At 72.4% G+C, this 20,942-nt stretch carries 22 protein-coding genes; 20 read left to right on the forward strand and 2 right to left on the reverse strand.

Annotated elements, in window-relative coordinates:
* Positions 1–59 precede the first annotated feature (59 nt).
* From ACIGEZ_RS30110 to ftsH, 3 genes are all read left to right on the forward strand, one after another.
* Positions 60–2,528 (forward strand): [protein-PII] uridylyltransferase, encoded by a 2,469-nt coding sequence (locus ACIGEZ_RS30110; RefSeq protein ID WP_399837246.1) that lies wholly within the window; start codon positions 60–62, stop codon positions 2,526–2,528.
* A gap of 98 nt (positions 2,529–2,626) precedes the next feature.
* Positions 2,627–4,180 (forward strand): signal recognition particle protein, encoded by a 1,554-nt coding sequence (gene ffh, locus ACIGEZ_RS30115; protein WP_399837248.1) that lies wholly within the window; start codon positions 2,627–2,629, stop codon positions 4,178–4,180.
* Between the two features lie 149 nt (positions 4,181–4,329).
* Positions 4,330–6,255 (forward strand): ATP-dependent zinc metalloprotease FtsH, encoded by a 1,926-nt coding sequence (ftsH, locus tag ACIGEZ_RS30120; RefSeq protein ID WP_399837250.1) that lies wholly within the window; start codon positions 4,330–4,332, stop codon positions 6,253–6,255.
* 18 nt (positions 6,256–6,273) lie between these two features.
* On the opposite strand, the gene ACIGEZ_RS30125 is transcribed toward ftsH, so the two are convergent.
* Positions 6,274–6,999, reverse strand: a complete 726-nt coding sequence (locus ACIGEZ_RS30125) for a class I SAM-dependent methyltransferase (protein ID WP_399837254.1) — start codon at positions 6,997–6,999, stop codon at positions 6,274–6,276.
* Between the two features lie 294 nt (positions 7,000–7,293).
* Here ACIGEZ_RS30125 and ACIGEZ_RS30130 point away from each other — a divergent pair, with 294 nt between their 5' ends.
* The 17 genes from ACIGEZ_RS30130 (at position 7,294) to ACIGEZ_RS30210 (ending at position 20,252) form a co-directional block, all read left to right on the forward strand.
* The gene (locus ACIGEZ_RS30130; RefSeq protein ID WP_345485364.1) at positions 7,294–7,887 is read left to right on the forward strand and encodes a hypothetical protein; all 594 of its coding nucleotides are present in this window, start codon (positions 7,294–7,296) and stop codon (positions 7,885–7,887) included.
* A gap of 154 nt (positions 7,888–8,041) precedes the next feature.
* The gene (gene rpsP / locus ACIGEZ_RS30135; protein ID WP_399837256.1) at positions 8,042–8,485 is read left to right on the forward strand and encodes a 30S ribosomal protein S16; all 444 of its coding nucleotides are present in this window, start codon (positions 8,042–8,044) and stop codon (positions 8,483–8,485) included.
* A gap of 2 nt (positions 8,486–8,487) precedes the next feature.
* Positions 8,488–8,727 (forward strand): RNA-binding protein, encoded by a 240-nt coding sequence (locus ACIGEZ_RS30140; protein ID WP_005311361.1) that lies wholly within the window; start codon positions 8,488–8,490, stop codon positions 8,725–8,727.
* Between the two features lie 99 nt (positions 8,728–8,826).
* The gene (gene rimM / locus ACIGEZ_RS30145; RefSeq protein WP_399837259.1) at positions 8,827–9,450 is read left to right on the forward strand and encodes a ribosome maturation factor RimM; all 624 of its coding nucleotides are present in this window, start codon (positions 8,827–8,829) and stop codon (positions 9,448–9,450) included.
* Positions 9,450–10,271: a tRNA (guanosine(37)-N1)-methyltransferase TrmD gene (trmD, locus tag ACIGEZ_RS30150; RefSeq protein ID WP_399837262.1), complete on the forward strand. Its 822-nt coding sequence runs from the start codon at positions 9,450–9,452 to the stop codon at positions 10,269–10,271. The genes rimM and trmD overlap by 1 nt, the downstream gene beginning before the upstream one ends.
* A 128-nt stretch (positions 10,272–10,399) precedes the next feature.
* Positions 10,400–10,750 carry a 50S ribosomal protein L19 gene (rplS, locus tag ACIGEZ_RS30155; protein ID WP_356697895.1) on the forward strand — a complete coding sequence of 117 codons (351 nt, stop codon included), beginning with the start codon at positions 10,400–10,402 and terminating at the stop codon, positions 10,748–10,750.
* A 39-nt stretch (positions 10,751–10,789) separates the two neighbouring features.
* Positions 10,790–11,596 carry a signal peptidase I gene (gene lepB / locus ACIGEZ_RS30160; protein WP_399837266.1) on the forward strand — a complete coding sequence of 269 codons (807 nt, stop codon included), beginning with the start codon at positions 10,790–10,792 and terminating at the stop codon, positions 11,594–11,596.
* Positions 11,589–12,644 (forward strand): signal peptidase I, encoded by a 1,056-nt coding sequence (gene lepB, locus ACIGEZ_RS30165; protein WP_399837522.1) that lies wholly within the window; start codon positions 11,589–11,591, stop codon positions 12,642–12,644. The genes lepB (ACIGEZ_RS30160) and lepB (ACIGEZ_RS30165) overlap by 8 nt, the downstream gene beginning before the upstream one ends.
* Positions 12,559–13,551, forward strand: coding sequence for a signal peptidase I (lepB, locus tag ACIGEZ_RS30170; protein ID WP_399837524.1), 993 nt, complete (start codon positions 12,559–12,561; stop codon positions 13,549–13,551). Before lepB (ACIGEZ_RS30165) ends, lepB (ACIGEZ_RS30170) begins: the two co-directional genes overlap by 86 nt.
* A gap of 72 nt (positions 13,552–13,623) precedes the next feature.
* Positions 13,624–14,415: a signal peptidase I gene (gene lepB, locus ACIGEZ_RS30175; protein WP_399837270.1), complete on the forward strand. Its 792-nt coding sequence runs from the start codon at positions 13,624–13,626 to the stop codon at positions 14,413–14,415.
* Positions 14,412–14,897, forward strand: coding sequence for an NUDIX hydrolase (locus ACIGEZ_RS30180; protein ID WP_399837272.1), 486 nt, complete (start codon positions 14,412–14,414; stop codon positions 14,895–14,897). The genes lepB (ACIGEZ_RS30175) and ACIGEZ_RS30180 overlap by 4 nt, the downstream gene beginning before the upstream one ends.
* Positions 14,898–14,952: 55 nt before the next feature.
* The gene (locus tag ACIGEZ_RS30185; protein WP_005311352.1) at positions 14,953–15,261 is read left to right on the forward strand and encodes a DUF2469 domain-containing protein; all 309 of its coding nucleotides are present in this window, start codon (positions 14,953–14,955) and stop codon (positions 15,259–15,261) included.
* A gap of 119 nt (positions 15,262–15,380) precedes the next feature.
* Positions 15,381–15,746, forward strand: a complete 366-nt coding sequence (locus tag ACIGEZ_RS30190; RefSeq protein ID WP_399837274.1) for a YraN family protein — start codon at positions 15,381–15,383, stop codon at positions 15,744–15,746.
* Entirely contained in the window at positions 15,746–17,359 is a 1,614-nt protein-coding gene (locus tag ACIGEZ_RS30195; protein ID WP_399837277.1) for a YifB family Mg chelatase-like AAA ATPase, read from the forward strand. Before ACIGEZ_RS30190 ends, ACIGEZ_RS30195 begins: the two co-directional genes overlap by 1 nt.
* On the forward strand, positions 17,356–18,552 hold the full coding sequence (gene dprA, locus ACIGEZ_RS30200) for a DNA-processing protein DprA (RefSeq protein WP_399837280.1): 1,197 nt from the start codon (positions 17,356–17,358) through the stop codon (positions 18,550–18,552). Before ACIGEZ_RS30195 ends, dprA begins: the two co-directional genes overlap by 4 nt.
* Positions 18,553–18,797: 245 nt before the next feature.
* Entirely contained in the window at positions 18,798–19,634 is an 837-nt protein-coding gene (whiG, locus tag ACIGEZ_RS30205) for an RNA polymerase sigma factor WhiG (protein WP_399837282.1), read from the forward strand.
* Positions 19,635–19,691: 57 nt separating this feature from the next.
* Positions 19,692–20,252, forward strand: coding sequence for a TetR/AcrR family transcriptional regulator (locus tag ACIGEZ_RS30210; protein ID WP_399837527.1), 561 nt, complete (start codon positions 19,692–19,694; stop codon positions 20,250–20,252).
* Between the two features lies 1 nt (position 20,253).
* On the opposite strand, the gene ACIGEZ_RS30215 is transcribed toward ACIGEZ_RS30210, so the two are convergent.
* Positions 20,254–20,733 (reverse strand): murein hydrolase activator EnvC family protein, encoded by a 480-nt coding sequence (locus ACIGEZ_RS30215; protein ID WP_399837284.1) that lies wholly within the window; start codon positions 20,731–20,733, stop codon positions 20,254–20,256.
* Between the last annotated feature and the right edge of the window lie 209 nt (positions 20,734–20,942).

Raw genomic sequence — 20,942 nt, forward strand, 5'->3', positions numbered from 1 at the left:
GCACCGCAAGGCCCGGACGCACTGTTCAAGACGCGGGAACCGTTCTAAGGAGCCGCTGGGTGACGAGCCTCGACGAGAGCGACACGACGGAAGATCCGGGACCCAGCGGCTATGCGGCGGCCCGGCTGCGCCTTCTCACCGAGAAGGCGCAGTCCGGGCCGCCGCGCCGTACCGCCCTGGCCCGGCTCACCGACGACTGGCTGGCCGGCCTCTTCGACGCCGCGGCCCCACCGCGCGGGGTGGCCCTCGTCGCCGTCGGCGGCTACGGGCGCGGCGAACTCTCCCCGCGCAGCGACCTCGACCTCCTGCTCCTGCACGACGGCAGCACCGACGCCGGCACCGTCGCGACCCTCGCCGACCGCGTCTGGTACCCCGTATGGGACCTCGGCCTCGCCCTCGACCACTCGGTACGCACCCCCGCCGAGGCCCGCAGGACCGCGAGCGAGGACCTCAAGGTCCAGCTGGGTCTCCTCGACGCCCGGACCGTCGCCGGCGACGGCGGCCTCGTCGCCACCCTGCGCACCGCCGTCCTCGCCGACTGGCGCAACCAGGCGATCCGCCGCCTCCCCGAACTCGACGCCCTCTGCCGCGAGCGCGCCGAACGCTCCGGCGAGCTCCAGTACCTCCTCGAACCCGACCTCAAGGAGGCCCGCGGCGGACTGCGCGACGCCCAGGCCCTGCGCGCCGTGGCCGCCTCCTGGCTCGCCGACGCCCCCCGCGAAGGCCTCGACGACGCCCGCCGCCGTCTCCTCGACGCCCGTGACGCCCTCCACCTCGCCACCGGCCGCGCCACCGACCGCCTCGCGCTCCAGGAACAGGACGCCGTCGCCGCCGAACTCGGCCTCCTCGACGCCGACACCCTGCTCCGCGAGGTGTACGAGGCCGCCCGCACCATCTCGTACGCCTCCGACGTCACCTGGCGCGAGGTCAACCGCGTCCTCAAGGCCCGCTCGGCCCGCCCCCGGCTGCGCGGCCTCCTCGGCGGCCGCGGCCGTGCGGGCGCCGGCCGGCCGGGCGCAGGGAAACCGCCCGTCGAGCGCACCCCGCTCGCCGAGGGCGTCGTCGAGATGGACGGCGAGGTCGTCCTCGCCCTCAGCGCCCGCCCCGAACGCGACCCCGTCCTGCCCCTGCGGGCCGCCGCGGCCGCCGCCCAGGCCGGCCTGCCGCTCTCGCTGCACGCCGTACGCCGGCTGGCCGCCACGGCGAAGCCGCTGCCCGTGCCCTGGCCCGCCGAGGCCCGCGAGGAACTCGTCACCCTGCTCGGCGCGGGCGAGTCCACCGTCCCCGTCTGGGAGGCCCTGGAGGCCGAAGGGCTGGTCACGCGGCTGCTGCCCGACTGGGAGCGGGTCCGCTGCCGCCCGCAGCGCAACCCCGTCCACACCTGGACCGTCGACCGGCACCTCGTCGAGACCGCCGTCCGCGCCGCCTCCCTCACCCGCCGCGTCCACCGGCCCGACCTGCTGCTCGTCGCCGCCCTCCTGCACGACATCGGCAAGGGCTGGCCGGGCGACCACTCCGTCGCCGGCGAGACCATCGCCCACGACGTCGCCACCCGGATCGGCTTCGACCGCGCCGACGTCGCCGTCGTCGCCACCGTCGTCCGCCACCACCTGCTGCTCGTCGAGGCCGCCACCCGGCGCGACCTCGACGACCCCGCCACCGTCCAGACCGTGGCCGCCGCCGTCGGCACCACCGGCGCCCTGGAACTGCTGCACGCCCTCACCGAGGCCGACGCCCTCGCCACCGGACCGGCCGCCTGGTCGTCCTGGCGCGCCTCTCTTGTGGCCGACCTCGTCAAACGCGTCGCCGGAGTGCTCGCGGGGGAGGAGCCGCCCGACCCGGAGGCCGCCGCGCCCAGCGCCGAACAGGAACGCCTCGCCATCGAGGCGCTGCGGACGGGGGAGCCCGTCCTGACCCTGCACACCGACCCCCTGGCCGACGCGCCCGGCGAGCCGGAGCCCGTGGGCGTCGAGCTCCTCGTCGCCCTGCCCGAACGCCCCGGCGTGCTGCCCGCCGTCGCCGGCGTCCTCGCGCTGCACCGCCTCACCGTCCGCGCCGCCGAGCTGCGCGCCGTGGCCCTGCCCTGTGAGCTCGGCGACGGCCCGGTGCTCGTCCTGGACTGGCGGGTCGCCGCCGAGTACGGCTCCCTGCCGGAGGCCCACCGGCTCCGGGCCGACCTGGTCCGCGCCCTGGACGGCTCCCTCGACATCCCGGCCCGCCTCGCCGAACGCGATGCCGCGTACCCCCGTCGCCGCGGCGTCACTGCCCCGCCGCCCCAGGTCACGGTGGCCCCGGCCGACTCACGCCTCGCCACCGTCCTTGAGGTCCGCGCCCAGGACGCCCCCGGCCTCCTCCACCGCATCGGCCGCGCCCTGGAGGGCGCCGAGGTCCGCGTCCGCAGCGCCCATGTCTCGACCCTGGGCGCGAACGCGGTGGACACCCTGTACGTGACCCGCCCGGACGGCTCCCTCCTGGCCCCGGAGGAGGCGGCGGGGCTGGCGAAGACGCTGGAGGAGGCGCTGCGCTGAAAGGTGTTTCGGTGGGCGGGGCCACGTCCTTCGGCCGGGCAGATACCCTGGAGGGCAGTCCGTACGCCCGCCCCCGACACCGAGGATCCGCGACCACCGTGTTCGATACCCTCTCCGACCGCCTTGCAGCGACATTCAAGAACCTCCGCGGCAAGGGGCGCCTGTCCGAGGCGGACATCGACGCCACCGCGCGTGAGATCCGTATCGCCCTCCTTGAGGCGGACGTGGCCCTGCCCGTCGTACGGACGTTCATCAAGCAGGTCAAGGAGCGGGCCGCCGGTGCCGAGGTCTCCCAGGCGCTGAACCCGGCCCAGCAGGTCATCAAGATCGTCAACGAGGAGCTCATCGGCATCCTCGGCGGCGAGACCCGCCGCCTGCGGTTCGCCAAGACCGCGCCGACCGTGATCATGCTCGCCGGTCTCCAGGGTGCCGGTAAGACCACTCTCGCCGGAAAGCTCGGTCTCTGGCTCAAGGGCCAGGGGCACTCCCCGCTGCTCGTCGCCTGCGACCTCCAGCGCCCCAACGCCGTCACCCAGCTCGGCGTGGTCGCCGAGCGCGCCGGCGTGGCGTTCTACGGGCCGCAGCCGGGCAACGGCGTCGGCGACCCGGTCCAGGTCGCGAAGGACTCGATCGAGTACGCGCGGACCAAGCTGTACGACGTCGTGATCGTCGACACCGCCGGCCGCCTCGGCATCGACCAGGAGCTGATGCAGCAGGCCGCGGACATCCGCGACGCCGTCAGCCCCGACGAGGTGCTCTTCGTCGTCGACGCCATGATCGGTCAGGACGCGGTCAACACCGCCGAGGCCTTCCGCGACGGCGTCGGCTTCGACGGCGTGGTGCTGTCCAAGCTCGACGGCGACGCCCGCGGTGGTGCCGCGCTCTCCATCGCGCACGTCACCGGCAAGCAGATCATGTTCGCCTCCAACGGCGAGAAGCTGGACGACTTCGACGCGTTCCACCCGGACCGCATGGCGTCCCGCATCCTCGGCATGGGCGACATGCTCTCGCTCATCGAGAAGGCCGAGCAGACCTTCAGCCAGGAAGAGGCCGCCAAGATGGCCTCCAAGCTGGCGTCCAAGAAGGGGCAGGACTTCACCCTCGACGACTTCCTGGCCCAGATGGAGCAGGTCCGCCGGATGGGCTCCATCTCCAAGCTCCTCGGCATGCTGCCCGGCATGGCCCAGATGAAGGAGCAGATCAACAACATCGACGAGCGCGACGTCGACCGCACGGCCGCCATCATCAAGTCGATGACCCCGGGCGAGCGCCAGGACCCCACGATCATCAACGGCTCCCGCCGCGCGCGCATCGCCCGCGGCTCCGGCGTCGAGGTGAGCATGGTCAAGGGTCTGGTCGAGCGCTTCTTCGAGGCCCGCAAGATGATGTCCCGCATGGCGCAGGGCGGCGGCATGCCGGGCATGCCCGGCATCCCCGGGATGGGCGGCGGCCCCGGCCGGCAGAAGAAGCAGCAGAAGCAGGCCAAGGGCAAGCGCAAGAGCGGCAACCCGATGAAGCGGAAGGCCGAGGAGCAGGCCGCGGCGGAGCGTCGTGAGCAGGCGCAGGCCGGTGGCGCGTTCGGGCTGCCGGCGGCGGGTGAGGGCCCGGGCGACTTCGAGCTTCCCGACGAGTTCAAGAAGTTCATGGGCTGACAGCCGGCAGACGGCTCGGTCCGTACGACTCAGGGGCCCGCGGCGGTACGAAACCGCCGCGGGCCCCTTTTCGTTCGATCAGCGCACCCGTAATGCCGGGAAGGTGACGCTCTTCGATACTGGGGCCACTGCCGCCCCGAGGAGAGCCCGTGGCCAACCCCGTACCCCCACGCGAGCGGACCGACCAGCCGTGGCGCTCGGAAGGGGCCCCGCCACCCCCGCCGTCCAAGAGGAAGATGCCCGGCGGCTGGGGCGGCCTCATCCTCACCGCCCTCGCCGTCTACCTCATCACCAACCTCATCCTGTCGTTCTTCAACGAGGGCGACGGGCCGACCATCTCGTACACCGAGTTCGACAAGCAGGTCGCCGCCGGCAACGTCTCCAAGATCTACTCCAAGGGCGACGCCATCCAGGGACAGCTGAAGAACAAGCAGCCCGTCCCCGACGGCGACGGCGACTACACCAAGTTCCAGACCCAGCGCCCCGCCTTCGCCGACGACGACCTGTGGGCCCAGCTCAGCAAGCAGAAGGTCACCGTCACCGCCGAGCCCGTGGTCCAGGAACGCAGCTTCCTGGCCAACCTGCTCATCTCGCTCGCACCGATGCTGCTGCTCGTCCTGCTGTGGGTGTTCATCGCCCGCCGGATGAGCGCCGGCATGGGCGGCGCGGGCGGCATGCTCGGCCGCAAGGCCCCGCCGAAACCGGTCGAGCTGGAGGGCGGCAAGCGCACCACCTTCGACGACGTCGCCGGCATCGACGAGGTCGAGGGCGAGCTCAACGACGTCGTCGACTTCCTCAAGAACCCCGGCGCCTACCGCGAGATGGGCGCCAAGATGCCCCGCGGCGTGCTGCTCGCCGGGCCGCCCGGAACCGGCAAGACGCTCCTCGCCCGGGCCGTCGCCGGCGAGGCGGGCGTCCCCTTCTTCTCCGCCTCCGCCTCCGAGTTCATCGAGATGATCGTCGGCGTCGGCGCCTCCCGCGTACGCGAACTGTTCGCCGAGGCCCGCAAGGTCGCCCCGGCGATCATCTTCATCGACGAGATCGACACCATCGGCCGGGCCCGCGGCGCCGGGGCCGGCATGGGCGGCCACGACGAGCGCGAGCAGACCCTCAACCAGATCCTCACCGAGATGGACGGGTTCACCGGTTCCGAAGGCGTCATCGTGCTCGCCGCCACCAACCGCGCCGACGTCCTCGACCCCGCCCTGACCCGCCCCGGCCGCTTCGACCGGGTCGTCCACGTCAACCCGCCCGACCGCGGCGGCCGCGAGGCCATCCTGCGGATCCACACCCGCGAGATCCCCCTCGCCAAGGACGTCGACCTCCAGCACGTGGCCAAGACCACCCCCGGCATGACCGGCGCCGAACTCGCCAACCTCGCCAACGAGGCCGCCCTGCTCGCCGTCAAACGCCAGCAGCGGGCCGTCACCCAGTCCGATCTCTCCGACGCCCTGGAGAAGGTACAGCTCGGCGCCGAGCGCCCCCTCGTCATGCCCGCCGAGGAACGCCGCCGCACCGCGTACCACGAGAGCGGCCACGCCCTGCTCGGCATGCTCCAGCCCGGCGCCGACCCCGTCCGCAAGATCACCATCGTGCCGCGCGGCCGCGCCCTCGGCGTCACCCTCTCCACCCCCGAGGCCGACAAGTACGCCTACACAGAGGAGTACCTGCGCGGCCGGATCATCGGAGCCCTCGGAGGCATGGCGGCCGAACGGGTCGTCTTCGACGTCGTCACCACCGGCGCCGAGAGCGACCTGGAGCAGGTCACCAACATCGCCCGCGGCATGGTCGGCCGCTGGGGCATGAGCGACCGGGTCGGCCGGCTCACCGCCATCCCCAGCGACGCCCAGCAGGCGTACGGCCTGTCGGCGGCGCCCGCCACCCTCGACGCGGTCGAGCACGAGATGCGGCGCATCGTCGACGAGTGCTACGAGAGCGCCGTCCGCCGGCTCCGCGAGAACCGCGACAAGCTCGACGCCCTCGCCGAGGCCCTCCTGGAGAGCGAGACCCTGGAGGAGGAGGCGGCCTACCGGGCGGCGGGAATCCCGCGCCTGAAGAAGGAGGAGGAGCCGTAGGGCGCGTCCAGGTGCTCTCTACGGCACCCGGGCGATCACGTAGCGGAAGACGTTCGCCATCCACACCGTGCCGTCCGCGCGGACGAACGGCTCCAGCGCCTCCAGGAGTTCCTTCTCCACCTGGTCCGGATCGGTCGCCCGGACCGCCGCGTCGAAGTCGCCCGTCGACAGCAGCCCGCGCACCGCGCTGTCCCGGTCCGCGTAGCCGAACGGGCACGCCACCCGGCCCGAACCCTCCGGCCGCAGCCCCGCCTCGGCGACCACCTCCTCAAGGTCGTCGCGCTCCGACGGGCGCCAGCCCGTCAGGCGCGCCGCGACCCGAAGCACCGAGGCCGTCGCACACCGCTCGGGGGGACCCCAGCCCGCGACGACGACCGCCGCGCCGGGCTGGGCCGAACGGGTGAGTGCCGCCAGCTCCTCGCCGAGTCCCGCGTCCGTATGGAAGGCCGTGATCACGTCGTACGGGCCGCCCTCGGGCACCCCCGCCGTGCTCACCGCCCCCTCGGGCAGCCGCTCCCGGGCCAGCGCCAGGCGCGCGTGGTCCCGGTCCACGCCGGCCACCCGCGCGCCCCGCCCCGCCGCCATCAGCAGCGCGAGGCCGGAACCGCAGCCCAGGCCGAGGACCCGGGACCGGGCGCCGACGCCGAGCCGGTCGTACACCGCCTCGTAGAGGGGGACGAGCATGCGTTCCTGGATCTCTGCCCAGTCGCGCGCGGGGTGGTGCGGGACGAGCGTAGGTGTCATGGAAAGCGCCCCTATCCGTGCCTGGACGACAACCCCCCGTAGTCAGGGAACTGCGCATCACCGCCCGCGTCCAGTGCTCACACCGGACGACTTGCGTACGAGAGGGGGCGGTGCCCGACTTCGGGCAGGCACCCGATACTGTCCCTCTCGGCGCATGGGCAGGCCCCGCGCGCCGGGGCGTATGCGCCGTACGCACCGGCATGGCGCGCATCGAGCCCAACTGACGGGTACGTGCAAAATATTTGAGATGCCCCGGAATGGAACCCGGACGGGATCCGGCTCGTTAGACCCGACGTGAGCACGACACCACCTGTTCTCGCCGCAGAGCTGGCACAGGCGTGGGCCGACATTCAGCGGCACCACCCCGAACTGCCCGACCTTGCCGCGCCCGAGTCCCTGATCGGAGAGTCCTCGTCCGCCTGCGGCGCCGAGCTCTCCTTCGAACGGCTGCTCCACGAGGCAGTCCACGGCATCGCCGCCGCCCGAGGTGTCCGCGACACTTCCCGGGCCGGCCGCTACCACAACCGCAGATTCCTGGCGATCGCCGAGGAGCTGGGCCTCGACCATCCCGAGGAGCCGCACGCCAGCAGCGGCTTCTCCCTGGTCACGCTGAACGCGGAGGCCAGGCGGCGCTACCGCCCCACCATCGAACGGCTCCAGCGCGCCCTGAAGGCCCACACCGTCGCGACCGCCGCCGACACCAAGCGCTCCTTCCGCGGACCGGCCGCCCGGCACGGCTCCTCTGGCGGCGGCGTGCGGGTCAAGGCCGTGTGCGACTGTGGGCGCAATGTGCGCGTGGTCCCGTCCGTGCTCGCCCAGGCGCCGATCGTCTGCGGCGGCTGTGGCAAGCCGTTCCGCATCCCGGAGACGGTGGGCGCCGCAAGCTGACCCCGCGGTGTGTGGCACAATGGCTAGCTGTACTCGACAGTCGCATAGGACCCCTCTCTCCTCCGGCTGACGCGTCCATCGGGCACCCGAGTACCGCAACCCCACGTGGCATCTCAAGTGCCCAACCACGTCAAGACCAGGAGACACCACTCCAGTGGCAGTCAAGATCAAGCTCAAGCGCCTCGGCAAGATTCGCCAGCCGCACTACCGCATCGTCGTCGCCGACTCGCGCACCCGCCGCGATGGTCGTGCGATCGAGGAGATCGGTCTGTACCACCCCACGTACAACCCGTCGCGCATCGAGGTCGACTCGGAGCGCGCGCAGTACTGGCTGTCCGTCGGTGCCCAGCCGACCGAGCCGGTTCTCGCCATCCTGAAGCTCACCGGCGACTGGCAGAAGCACAAGGGCCTCCCGGCCCCGGAGAAGCCGCTGCTCGCCCCGGCGACCAAGGAAGCCAAGCGCGCCTCGTTCGACGAGTTCGCGAAGGCTCTCGAGGGCGACGAGGCCAAGGGTGAGGCCATCACCCCCAAGGCCAAGAAGGCCGACAAGAAGGCGGACGAGGCTGAGGCCGAGTCCACCGAGTCGACCGAGGCCTGATCATGCTCGAGGAGGCTCTCGAGCACCTCGTGAAGGGCATTGTCGACAACCCCGACGACGTGCAGGTCGCCTCGCGCAACCTGCGCCGCGGTCGCGTACTCGAGGTCCGGGTCCACCCGGATGACCTCGGCAAGGTGATCGGCCGCAACGGCCGCACCGCGCGTGCGCTGCGTACCGTCGTGGGTGCCATCGGCGGTCGCGGTATCCGAGTCGACCTCGTCGACGTGGACCAGGTCCGCTGATCAAGTCGGCAGCGTTTTCTTGAAGATGCGCCGGCACGGGCCGGGGAGGGCTTTTCGAGCCCGCCCCGGCCCGTTGTCGTACGACAGGAGAGTTCACCAGTGCAGTTGGTAGTCGCGCGGATCGGCCGCGCCCACGGCATCAAGGGCGAGGTCACCGTCGAGGTGCGGACCGACGAGCCCGAGCTGCGGCTCGGCCCCGGCGCCGTCCTGGCCACCGACCCGGCCTCCGCCGGGCCGCTCACCATCCAGACCGGCCGGGTGCACAGCGGCCGGCTGCTGCTGCGCTTCGAGGGCGTCGCCGACCGCAACGCCGCCGAGGCCCTGCGCAACATCCTGCTCATCGCGGACGTCGACCCCGACGAGATGCCCGAGGAGGAGGACGAGTACTACGACCACCAGCTCATGGACCTCGACGTCGTCCTCGCCGACGGCACCGAGATCGGCGTGATCTCCGAGATCTCCCACCTGCCGTCCCAGGACCTCTTCATCGTGGAGCGGCCCGACGGCAGCGAGCTGATGATCCCCTTCGTCTCGGAGATCGTCACCGAGATCGACCTGGAGAACCAGCGCGCCGTGATCGACCCCCCGCCGGGCCTGATCGACGACAGCGAGGCGGTCGTCGCCTCCGCGCGCGACGCCGAAGCCGAAGGCGCCGACGAGGCCCACCCGGGGTCGGACTCGGGGTCGGGGTCGGAGCCGGGCTCGGACAAGGACGCCTCCTGATGCGTCTCGACGTCGTCACGATCTTCCCCGAGTACCTGGAACCGCTGAACGTCTCGCTGGTCGGCAAGGCCCGCGCCCGCGGCCAGCTCGACGTACACGTCCACCATCTGCGCGACTGGACCTACGACCGGCACAACACCGTCGACGACACCCCGTACGGCGGCGGCCCCGGCATGGTCATGAAGACCGAGCCCTGGGGCGACGCCCTGGACCAGACCCTCGCCGACGGCTTCGAGGCCGGCGCGCACGGCCCCGTCCTCGTCGTCCCGACCCCCAGCGGCCGCCCCTTCACCCAGGAACTCGCCGTCGAGCTCTCCGAGCGGCCCTGGCTGATCTTCACGCCGGCCCGTTACGAGGGCATCGACCGCCGCGTCATCGACGAGTACGCCACCCGGATGCCGGTCTACGAGGTGTCCATCGGCGACTACGTGCTGGCCGGCGGGGAGGCCGCCGTCCTCGTCGTCACCGAGGCCGTCGCCCGGCTCCTGCCCGGCGTCCTCGGCAACGCCGAGTCGCACCGGGACGACTCCTTCGCCCCCGGCGCCATGGCCAACCTCCTGGAAGGCCCCGTCTACACCAAGCCGCCCGAGTGGCGCGGCCGCGCCATCCCCGACGTGCTTCTCAGCGGGCACCACGGGAAGATCGCGCGCTGGCGGCGCGACGAGGCCTTCCGGCGCACCGCGGCCAACCGGCCCGATCTCATCGAGCGCTGCGACCCCGCGGCCTTCGACAAGAAGGACCGCGAGATCCTCTCGATGCTGGGCTGGGCCCCCGAGCCCGGTGGCCGATTTTGGCGCAGGCCCGACAGCGTGGAAGAATGAGCAGCTGCCGTACGTCCGGCGCGCGCCCCTGCCACAGGGGGAACGACGCCCGCCAAGGTCGGACGGCGATCCCGATCATTCTTACGTTCCGCTGATGACCTGTGGCATCAGCGAGGAAAGAGACCTCCATGGCCTCCCTGCTCGACCAGGTCAACGCCGGTTCGCTGCGCTCCGACGTCCCGGCCTTCCGCCCCGGCGACACCGTGAACGTCCACGTTCGCGTCATCGAGGGCAACCGCTCCCGTATCCAGCAGTTCAAGGGCGTCGTCATCCGCCGTCAGGGCTCGGGCGTCAGCGAGACCTTCACGGTCCGCAAGGTCTCGTTCTCCGTCGGCGTCGAGCGCACCTTCCCGGTGAACAGCCCGATCTTCGAGAAGATCGAGCTCGTCTCCCGCGGTGACGTCCGTCGCGCCAAGCTCTACTACCTCCGTGAGCTGCGCGGCAAGGCTGCCAAGATCAAGGAGAAGCGCGACAACTGAGCTCCGGCCCACAGGGCGGCGGGATAGGCTCTGCCCCCGATGGACACCGAAGCACAGCACACGGAGCGCGATCGCTCTTCCGACGAGGAGGAGCGGTCGCGCTCCGCGCGCATGTCCGGGGCTCTGACCTGGCGCGGTACGGGTCTGGTCGGCGTCGCCTGCATGGTCTTCCTGCTGCTGTTCAGCCACTTCGTGCTGCAGCCCTTCCTGGTGCCCAGCGGCTCCATGGAGCCCACCCTGCAGGTCGGCGACCGGATCCTGGTCAACAAGCTGGCGTACCGTTTCGGCGACCAGCCGCGCCGCGGTGACGTCGTCGTCTTCGACGGCACCGGCTCCTTCGTCCAGGAGGAGCAGGGCGGGAACCCGGTCACTGGCGCGCTGCACGACGCGGCCGCCGCGCTCGGCCTCGCGGAGCCCGACGAGACCGACTTCGTGAAGCGGGTCGTCGGCACCGGCGGCGACCGGGTGGTCTGCTGCGACAAGGACGGCCGGATCAGCGTCAACGGCGTCCCCGTCCAGGAGCGGTACGTGATGCTGGGTGACCAGCCCTCCAGGGTGCCGTTCGACATCGTCGTGCCCCCGGGCACCCTGTGGGTGATGGGCGACCACCGCAGCCAGTCCAGCGACTCCCGCGACCACCTGGGGCAGCCCGGCGGCGGGATGGTCCCGGTCGACAAGGTCGTGGGCCGCGCGGACTGGATCGGCTGGCCCGTCGGCCGCTGGTCCACCGTCGCCGAGACCGACGCCTTCGCCGCCGTACCCGACTGGGCGGCGGACGGCCATGGCGGAACGGGTCACGCCGGCACCGGCCCCGCCGGGCCAGGCGGCGGGCAAGGCCGTGGGTAGGCGCGGCAAGGCGCCCGAGGGCGGCCGCGGAGCCGCCGCCCCCTACCCGGAGGACGAGGTCCGTCCGCTGCCGGGGCGCGCCGAGCGGCGCAGGCTCGCCCGCAAGGTGAAGCGGCGCCGGCAGCGCTCCGCCATCAAGGAGATCCCCCTCCTCATCACCGTCGCCGTCCTCATCGCCCTGGTCCTGAAGACCTTCCTCGTGCAGGCCTTCGTGATCCCGTCCGGCTCGATGGAGCAGACGATCCGCATCGACGACCGGGTGCTCGTCGACAAGCTGACGCCCTGGTTCGGTGCGAAGCCGCAGCGCGGTGACGTCGTCGTCTTCAGGGACCCGGGCAACTGGCTCCAGGCGGAGACCTCGCCGCCCGCCGACGACCCGGTGGGCGTCAAACAGGTCAAGCAGGCGCTGACCTTCATCGGGCTGCTGCCCTCGGCCGACGAGCAGGACCTGATCAAGCGGGTCATCGCGGTCGGCGGGGACACCGTGAAGTGCTGCGGCAAGGACGGGCGGATCACCGTCAACGGCGTACCGTTGGACGAACCGTATCTGCACCCGGGGAACGAACCTTCGAAGATCCCCTTCGAGGTGAAGGTCCCGCAGGGGAGGATCTTCGTCATGGGCGACCACCGCTCCGACTCCGCGGACTCGCGCTTCCACCTCGACGAGAAGGACCACGGGACCGTCGCCGAGGAGCAGGTCGTGGGCCGGGCCGTCGTCATCGCCTGGCCCGTCGGTCACTGGCGGCGTCTTGCGGAGCGGTCCACATTCGCCTCCGTACCCGATGTCGGCGCGGTGAGCGGCGCGGAAGCGCAGGGTCTGTCGCATAGTGTGTCCCAGCGGAATCTGAACGGATTGCCCTGGCTCCCGACCCCTGCGGAACTCCCGCTCGTTATGGGAGTGGTGGGCCTGTCCCTGTTCCGGGACGGGCGGTTGCACGGATTGAGGAGTGGATGTGGGGGATTTGGCCGTCGGCGCACGATCCGGACACGACGAGCCCGAGAAGAGGCCCGATCGGCCCGCCCAACCTGGAGCGGCCATGACGGATGACTCGACGGGCCGTCCGAACGGTGACCAGGGCTCCGACCAGGGCTCCGACCAGGGTCCTGACCGTGGCACCGCCCCGTCCGGCGACACCTCGGCCGACGGCACCGGCGACGGGCACGGCGAAGACGGTCCCGGGCGCGGCAGGGACGCGAGGAAGCAGCGTTCCTTCTGGCGTGAGCTGCCCCTGCTCATCGGCATCGCGCTGGTTCTCGCGCTGCTGATCAAGACTTTCCTGGTGCAGGCGTTCTCGATCCCCTCGGACTCGATGATGAACACCCTGCAGCGGGGCGACCGGGTCCTCGTCGACAAGCTCACCCCGTGGTTCGGCTCCGAGCCCGAGCGCGGCGAGGTCGTCGTCTTCCACGACCCGGGCGGCTGGCTCGAAGAGGGCAAGACCCCCGAGCCCAACGTGTTGCAGAAGGTCCTGAGCTTCATCGGCCTCATGCCGTCCGCCGAGGAGAAGGACCTGATCAAGCGGGTCATCGCGGTCGGCGGCGACACGGTCTCCTGCAAGGAGGGCGGCAAGGTCGTCCTCAACGGCAAGGAGCTCGACGAGACCTCCTACCTCTACCCCGGCTCGCTGCCCTGTGAGCCCGCCTTCGGCCCGATCAAGGTCCCCGAGGGCCGGATCTGGGTCATGGGCGACAACCGGCAGAACTCGCTGGACTCCCGATACCACCAGGAGCTCGCGGGCGGCGGTACCGTCTCCAACGACGAGGTCGTCGGCCGGGCCGTCGTCATCGCCTGGCCGGTGACCCGCTGGGCCACCCTGCCGGTGCCGGCCACCTTCGACCAGCCCGGACTCAGCCAGGCCCTGGCCGTCGCCCCGGGTGCCGCGGGCCTCGCCGGAGCGCTTCCGCTGGTGCTGTGGCGGCGCAAGAAGCTCGTCGCACGTCATACCGCGGAGTAGCGACCCGCGGGTAGGGTGCCCTCCCGGACCGTCGACAGGGCGGCCGGTGGATCTTCGAGTCCTGGGGTGCCCATGAGCGTCACACCGCGTAGGGAACGTCCGGAAGGCGGCCGCGGCCGCCTCGGCAGCGTGCTGTCGGGGCTGGCCGTGGCCGTCGGCTGTGTGCTCTTCCTCGGCGGCTTCGTCCTCGGGGCCGTGCTCTACCAGCCGTACACGGTGCCCAGTGACTCCATGACGCCGACGCTCGACGTCGGCTCCAAGGTGCTCGCCCAGCGCATCGACGGCGCGGAGGTCAGGCGCGGCGACATCGTGGTCTTCAACGACCCGCTCTGGGGCGACGTGACCATGGTCAAGCGGGTCGTCGGCGTCGGCGGCGACACCGTCGCCTGCTGCGGCGCCGACGGGCGGCTGACGATCAACGGCAAGCCGATCGACGAACCGTATCTGGCGGCGGGCAAGGTCGTCTCCGGTACGACGTTCTCCGTGACCGTCCCGGCCGGGAAGCTCTTCCTCCTCGGCGACGAGCGGCACACCTCGATGGACTCCCGCGCCCACCTCCAGGAGGCCGGCCACGGCTCCGTGCCCGCCTCGGCCGTCGCCGCCCGCGTGGACGCCGTCGCCTGGCCCGCCAAGGGCGTCGTACAGCGGCCGGCCGGCTTCGCGGCCCTGCCCGGCGGCATCTCGGAGCCCGGACCGGTCGCCTCGCTCTTCTACGCGATCGTCGCCGGGTGCGTACTGATCCTGGCCGGGGCCGCGTACGGGCCGCTGGCCCGGCTCGCGGGCGGGAAGCGGCGGGGCACGACGGATGGGAAGCCGGGGAGCCCCGGGAAGCCCGGGAGCGCCAAGGAGGCGGTGAGGGCATGACGGAGGCCCGGCGGGTGGCACGAGTCGTCCTGCTCGACCCCGACGACCGGATCCTGCTTCTTCACGGCTACGAGCCCGACGACCCCGCGCAGACCTGGTGGTTCACCCCCGGCGGCGGCCTGGAGGGCGACGAGACCCGCGAGCAGGCCGCGCTGCGCGAGCTCGCCGAGGAGACCGGGATCACCGAGGTCGAGCTCGGCCCGGTGGTGTGGCAGCGCTACTGCTCGTTCCCCTTCGACGGCCGCCGCTGGGACCAGGACGAGTGGTACTACCTGGCCCGCACCTCCCAGACCGAGACCGCGCCCGCCGGCCTCACCGAACTGGAGGCCCGCAGCGTCGCGGGCCTGAGGTGGTGGACCTCCGCCGAACTGTCGGCGGCCCGTGAGACGGTGTACCCCAACAGACTCGCCGAGCTGGTCCGCAACCTGCTCGACGACGGACCCCCGAGCGTGCCGCTCGTTCTCGCCCCGGAAATCGTTTAGGGGCCTGGGCGACTGGCGCACAATAGGGGGACGCACGGCTGAAGGGGAACATGCCATGAGCGCCGAGGACCTCGAGAAGTACGAGACCGAGATGGAGCTGAAGCTCTACCGGGAGTACCGCGACGTCGTCGGGCTGTTCAAATACGTGATCGAGACCGAGCGGCGCTTCTACCTCACCAACGACTACGAGATGCAGGTGCACTCGGTCCAGGGCGAGGTCTTCTTCGAGGTCTCGATGGCCGATGCCTGGGTCTGGGACATGTACCGGCCCGCCAGGTTCGTCAAGCAGGTCCGCGTCCTCACGTTCAAGGACGTGAACATCGAGGAGCTGAACAAGAGCGACCTGGAGCTCCCCGGCAGCTGAGGCCGCTGAGGCAGGACCACCCGTAGGAGTGGCCGGGTTTTCCACAACGGGCCGTCCGTCCACAGCGCCGCACACGCAGCGTCGCGAAGCGTCACAGTCGGTGCCGGAGGTGGTACCGAATGAACGCAACCGGAGCACTCGGGCGGTACGGGGAAGAGCTCGCCGTCCGCACGCTCACCGCGACCGGCCTGCACGTCCTCGCCAGGAACTGGCGCTGCGGCCGCACCGGAGAGATCGACATCGTCGCCCGCGACGGCGACACCCTCGTCGTCTGCGAGGTCAAGACCCGCCGCGAGGGAGCCTTCGAGCACCCCATGGCCGCCGTCACCCCGCACAAGGCCGAGCGACTGCGCCGCCTCGCAGCCTGCTGGCTCGACCGGCACGGCGGACCACCCGCGGGCGGCGGCGTCCGGATCGACCTGATCGGCGTCGTCCTGCCCCGCAGGGGCGCACCCGTCCTCACCCACGCCCAGGGGGTGGCGTGATGGGATTCGCCCGCACCTGCTCCGTCGCCCTCGTCGGCGTCGAAGGCGTCGTCGTCGAGGTCCAGGCCGACCTCGAGCCCGGAGTCGCCGCCTTCACCCTCGTCGGACTCCCCGACAAGAGCCTCACCGAAAGCCGCGACCGCGTCCGCGCCGCCGTCGTCAACTCCGACGCCGAATGGCCACAGAAGAAACTCACCGTCGGCCTCAGCCCCGCCTCCGTCCCCAAGGGCGGCTCGGGATTCGACCTCGCCGTGGCGGCCGCCGTCCTCGGCGCCGCCGAACGCATCGACCCCCGCGCGATCGCCGACCTCGTCCTCATCGGCGAACTCGGCCTCGACGGCCGCGTCCGGCCCGTGCGGGGCGTCCTGCCCGCCGTGCTCGCCGCCGCCGACGCCGGATACCGGCAGGTCGTCGTCCCCGAGCAGACCGCGGGCGAAGCCGCCCTCGTGCCCGGCATCTCCGTCCTCGGCATCCGCAGCCTGCGCCAGCTCATCGCCGTCCTCTCCGACGAACCCGTCCCCGAAGAGGAAGCCCTGGAGGACGGCAGGCCCGACCCCATGCTCGCCGGACTCCTCGTCCCCGGCGCCGGAGTCGGCACGGGCCTGGCCGCCGACCCCGCCGACGGACCCGACCTCGGCGACGTCGCGGGCCAGCACACCGCCCGCCGCGCCCTGGAGATCGCCGCCGCCGGCAGCCACCACCTGCTGCTCTCCGGACCACCCGGCGCCGGCAAGACCATGCTCGCCGAACGGCTCCCCGGCATCCTGCCCCCGCTCACCCGGCAGGAGTCCCTGGAAGTCACCGCCGTCCACTCGGTCGCCGGCATCCTCCCGCCCGGCGAACCCCTCGTCCACCGCCCGCCCTACTGCGCACCTCACCACTCCGCGACCATGCAGTCCCTCGTCGGCGGCGGCAACGGACTGCCCCGCCCCGGCGCCGTCTCGCTCGCCCACCGAGGGGTCCTCTTCCTGGACGAAGCGCCCGAATTCTCCACCAAGTCCCTCGACGCCCTGCGCCAACCCCTCGAATCCGGCCACGTCGTCGTCGCCCGGGCCGCCGGAGTCGTCCGGCTCCCCGCCCGCTTCCTGCTCACCCTCGCCGCCAACCCCTGCCCCTGCGGCCGCCACACCCTCCACGGCACCGGCTGCGACTGCCCCGCCTCCCTCATCCGCCGCTACCAGGCCCGCCTCTCCGGCCCCCTCCTCGACCGCGTCGACCTACGCGTCGAAGTCGAACCCGTCACCCGCTCCGACCTCCTCGGCCACGGCAGCCGGGGCGAAGCCAGCAGCGCCGTCGCCGACCGCGTCCGCGAGGCCAGAGGCCGCGCCGCCGCCCGCCTCGACGGCACCCCCTGGACCGTGAACAGCGAAGTCCCCGGCCACGAACTGCGCACCCGCTACGCCGCCGCGCCCGGCGCCCTCGCCGCCGCCGAACGCGACATCGACCGCGGCCTGCTCACCGCCCGCGGCCTCGACCGGGTGCTGCGCGTCGCCTGGACCGTCGCCGACCTCGCCGGCCACGACCGCCCCGAAGCCGAGGACCTCGCCCTCGCCCTCGAACTTCGCACCGGCATCGCCCGAGGCGTTCCCATCGCCGCGGGGGAGTGGACATGACCGCCCCCGACCACGACCGCCTCGCCCGCGCCGCCCTCACCCACATCGTCGAACCCGGCGACGAGCACGCCGGCCGCGCCCTGCGCCGCCACGGCGCCGCCCGCTTCCTGGAACTCCTCCGGGAGGAGGACGGCGGGGTACGGGACCGGGAGGCCCCGTCGGACCCGTCGGAGGCGGAACCCTTCCCCGGGACCGGCGCCGGGCGGGTCGAAGGCTGGCGCCGCCGCGCCCGTACCGCCGCGCCCGAGCGGGACCTCGAGCTCGTCACCCGGCTCGGCGGACGCTTCCTCGTCCCCGGCGACACCGAGTGGCCCCGTCAACTCGACGACCTGGAAGACGCCCGCCCCATCGGCCTCTGGGTCCGCGGCCCCGCCGACCTGCGCGGCTGGGCCCTGCGCTCCGTCGCCGTCGTCGGCGCCCGCGCCTGCACCCCCTACGGCGCCCACACCGCCGCCACCCTCGCCGCCGGCCTCGCGGAACGCGGCTGGGTGGTGGTCTCCGGCGCCGCCTTCGGTATCGACGGCGCCGCCCACCGCGGCGCCCTCGGCTCCGGCGGCGCCACCGTCGCCGTCCTCGCCTGCGGAGTCGACGTCGCCTACCCCCGCGGCCACGCCGCACTCATCCGGCGCATCACCGAACAGGGCCTCGTCATCGGCGAACTACCGCCCGGCGCCCACCCCACGCGCAGCCGCTTCATCCTGCGCAACCGCGTGATCGCCGCCCTCACCCGCGGCACCGTCGTGGTCGAGGCCCAGTACCGCAGCGGCTCCCTCGTCACCGCCCGCGCCGCAGCCTCGCTCGGCCGCCACACCATGGGCATCCCCGGCCCCGTGACCAGCGGGCTCTCCGCCGGAGTCCACGAACTGCTGCGAGGTGAGGCCACCCTCGTCACCGACGCCGCCGAGATCGTCGAGCTCGTCGGCTCCATCGGCCAGCTCGCCCCGCCCCGCCGCGGCCCCGTCCTGCCCCGCGACCTCCTCGCCCCCGCCACCGCCCGCGTCCTCGAAGCCCTCCCCGGCCACGACCCCGCACCCCTGACCGCCATCGCCGCCCGCGCCGGCACCCACCCCGACCACACCCTCGCCAAGCTGTACGAACTCCACTCCCTGGGGTTCGTCGAACGGCGAAAGGACGACTGGCAGTTGACGAACAGGCGGACAGAAGCGTCGAACGCCCGGCATGGCGGTACTTGACCTGGAGCAATCGGGTGAAATGGTGAACGCGATGAGCATTGGAGTTCTCTCGGCCGCACCCGAGGGGTCGACCCGCGCCACGGCCCCCGTTCGAAGATGTGGCCGACGGTACCCACCCGGACCGGCGCGATCCACCGATGTTCGCTCACCGCGACAGCCCACTCACGCTACGCTCACGAGGTTTCCCCGCCCGACAACCGGACCGAATCCTCCGCACCCGACAGCAGAACGGCTCAAGGCGACGCATGCCCCAGCACACCTCCGGGTCTGACCGCGCTGCGGTGCCCCCAGCAGCCCGGGGCACCGTGCGACCGCCCGCACCGACCTCGCTCGACGAGCTGTGGCGCTCGTACAAGGACACCGGCGACGAGCGGCTGCGGGAACAGCTGATCCTGCACTACTCGCCCCTCGTGAAATACGTCGCCGGACGTGTCAGCGTCGGTCTGCCCTCCAACGTCGAGCAGGCCGACTTCGTCTCCTCCGGGGTGTTCGGACTCATCGACGCCATCGAGAAGTTCGATGTCGATCGGGCCATCAAGTTCGAGACCTACGCCATCACCCGCATCCGCGGCGCGATGATCGACGAGCTCCGGGCGCTCGACTGGATTCCCCGTTCCGTCCGCCAGAAGGCCCGCAACGTCGAACGCGCTTACGCCACCCTGGAGGCGCAGCTGCGGCGCACCCCCTCCGAGGCCGAGGTCGCCACCGAGATGGGCATCACCCTGGAGGAACTCCACTCCGTCTTCAGCCAGTTGTCCCTGGCCAACGTCGTCGCCCTCGAAGAGCTCCTGCACGTCGGCGGCGAGGGCGGCGACCGGCTGTCCCTCATGGACACCCTGGAGGACACCGCAGCCGACAACCCGGTCGAGGTCGCCGAGGACCGTGAGCTGCGCAGACTCCTCGCCCGCGCCATCAACACCCTCCCCGAGCGGGAGAAGACCGTCGTCACGCTCTACTACTACGAGGGCCTCACCCTCGCCGAGATCGGCCATGTCCTCGGCGTCACCGAGAGCCGCGTCAGCCAGATCCACACCAAGTCCGTCCTCCAGTTGCGCGCCAAGCTGGCCGACGTAGGGCGCTGACCGGGCGGCGCATCGCGGCCGTACAGTGGAGCCGTGCCAAGGATTCGAGCGGCCAGCGTGGCCGAGCACCGGACGATGCAGCGCGGCGCCCTGCTGGACGCCGCGCGATCCCTGCTGTCCGAAGGCGGAACGGAGGCGCTGACCTTCCCCGCCCTCGCCGAGCGCACGGGCCTGGCCCGCTCGTCGGTCTACGAGTACTTCCGCTCCCGCGCCGCCGTCGTCGAGGAGCTGTGCGCCGTCGACTTCCCCGTCTGGGCCGCCGAGGTCGAGACGGCCATGGCCGGCGCCACCACCGCAGAGGGCAAGGTCGAGGCGTACGTCCGCACCCAGCTCGAGCTGGTGGGGGACCGGCGCCACCGCGCGGTGGTCGCGATCTCCGCCAGCGAGCTCGACGACGGCGCGCGCGAGAAGATCCGCGCCGCCCACGGCGGCCTGATCACCATGATCGTCGACGCCCTCACCGCCATCGGCCGCCCCCAGCCCCGCCTTGAGGCCATGCTCCTCCAGGGCGTGGTCGACGCGGCCGTCCGCCGCATCGAACTCGGCGCGGCCGAGGACCCCGCGACCGTCGCGGACGCGGCGGTGTCGATGGCCCTGGGCGGCATCCGCGGCGCCTGATTCAGGCGGCACCCCCTGTCACCGGCAGCAGCCGGGACGGTCCGCCGCGCAGCAGCCCCAGGGGGTTCAGATACCTCTCGCCGCGGAGCAGGCCCCAGTGGAGGCAGGCCCTCGGGCAGTGGCCGCCCGGGGCGACGCGGGCGACGGGGTCTCCGGCCCTCACCACCGTGCCGGTACGGACCAGGGGTTCCACGGGGCCGTAGGTGGTGCGCAAGGGCGGGCTGCCCGTGCCCGTCAGGGTGATCGTGAGGACTCCGCGGCCCGCGACCGGGCCCGCGAAGCCGACCGTGCCCGGGGCCGGGGCGAGGACCTCGGCGCCCGGTGGGGCCGCGAGGTCGAGGCCGCGGTGGCCCGATGCGTACGGGCCGGGTGGGGGCTCCCAGCCGCGCAGGACCTCGGGGCGCGGTGGGCCGACGGGCCACACCGCAGCGGTGACGAGGGACAAGGTCAGGGGCAGCAGGAGCGTCGTCATGGTGTGCATGACGGCAGGCTGCCCCGCCCGCACGCCGCATGACCGGCACCGGCGGAATCTGTGGACAACCGACCGGTTGTGGACAGCGCCGTCACCCGGCGCCCCCGGGGTCCCGTACACTTTCCATGGCGACCCGGGTCACCGGGTCGACTTCGCACGCCCCGCCACCAGCCTCTTCGGCGGGTGGCAGCGCCTTTCGGTCCCTCGTGGCACGGCGC

Origin of the sequence: Streptomyces sp. NPDC085481, assembly GCF_044541845.1 — a bacterium.
GTDB lineage: Bacteria > Actinomycetota > Actinomycetes > Streptomycetales > Streptomycetaceae > Streptomyces.

Bases quoted from the DNA above. Each gene is read 5' to 3' on its own strand.
- ACIGEZ_RS30125 (WP_399837254.1), bottom strand. From the start codon at position 6,999: ATGACACCTACGCTCGTCCCGCACCACCCCGCGCGCGACTGGGCAGAG.
- ACIGEZ_RS30140 (WP_005311361.1), top strand. From the start codon at position 8,488: ATGCTCGAGGAGGCTCTCGAGCACCTCGTGAAGGGCATTGTCGACAAC.
- trmD (WP_399837262.1), top strand. From the start codon at position 9,450: ATGCGTCTCGACGTCGTCACGATCTTCCCCGAGTACCTGGAACCGCTG.
- rplS (WP_356697895.1), top strand. From the start codon at position 10,400: ATGGCCTCCCTGCTCGACCAGGTCAACGCCGGTTCGCTGCGCTCCGAC.
- lepB (WP_399837266.1), top strand. From the start codon at position 10,790: ATGGACACCGAAGCACAGCACACGGAGCGCGATCGCTCTTCCGACGAG.
- lepB (WP_399837270.1), top strand. From the start codon at position 13,624: ATGAGCGTCACACCGCGTAGGGAACGTCCGGAAGGCGGCCGCGGCCGC.
- ACIGEZ_RS30180 (WP_399837272.1), top strand. From the start codon at position 14,412: ATGACGGAGGCCCGGCGGGTGGCACGAGTCGTCCTGCTCGACCCCGAC.
- ACIGEZ_RS30185 (WP_005311352.1), top strand. From the start codon at position 14,953: ATGAGCGCCGAGGACCTCGAGAAGTACGAGACCGAGATGGAGCTGAAG.
- ACIGEZ_RS30190 (WP_399837274.1), top strand. From the start codon at position 15,381: ATGAACGCAACCGGAGCACTCGGGCGGTACGGGGAAGAGCTCGCCGTC.
- ACIGEZ_RS30195 (WP_399837277.1), top strand. From the start codon at position 15,746: ATGGGATTCGCCCGCACCTGCTCCGTCGCCCTCGTCGGCGTCGAAGGC.
- dprA (WP_399837280.1), top strand. From the start codon at position 17,356: ATGACCGCCCCCGACCACGACCGCCTCGCCCGCGCCGCCCTCACCCAC.
- whiG (WP_399837282.1), top strand. From the start codon at position 18,798: ATGCCCCAGCACACCTCCGGGTCTGACCGCGCTGCGGTGCCCCCAGCA.
- ACIGEZ_RS30215 (WP_399837284.1), bottom strand. From the start codon at position 20,733: ATGCACACCATGACGACGCTCCTGCTGCCCCTGACCTTGTCCCTCGTC.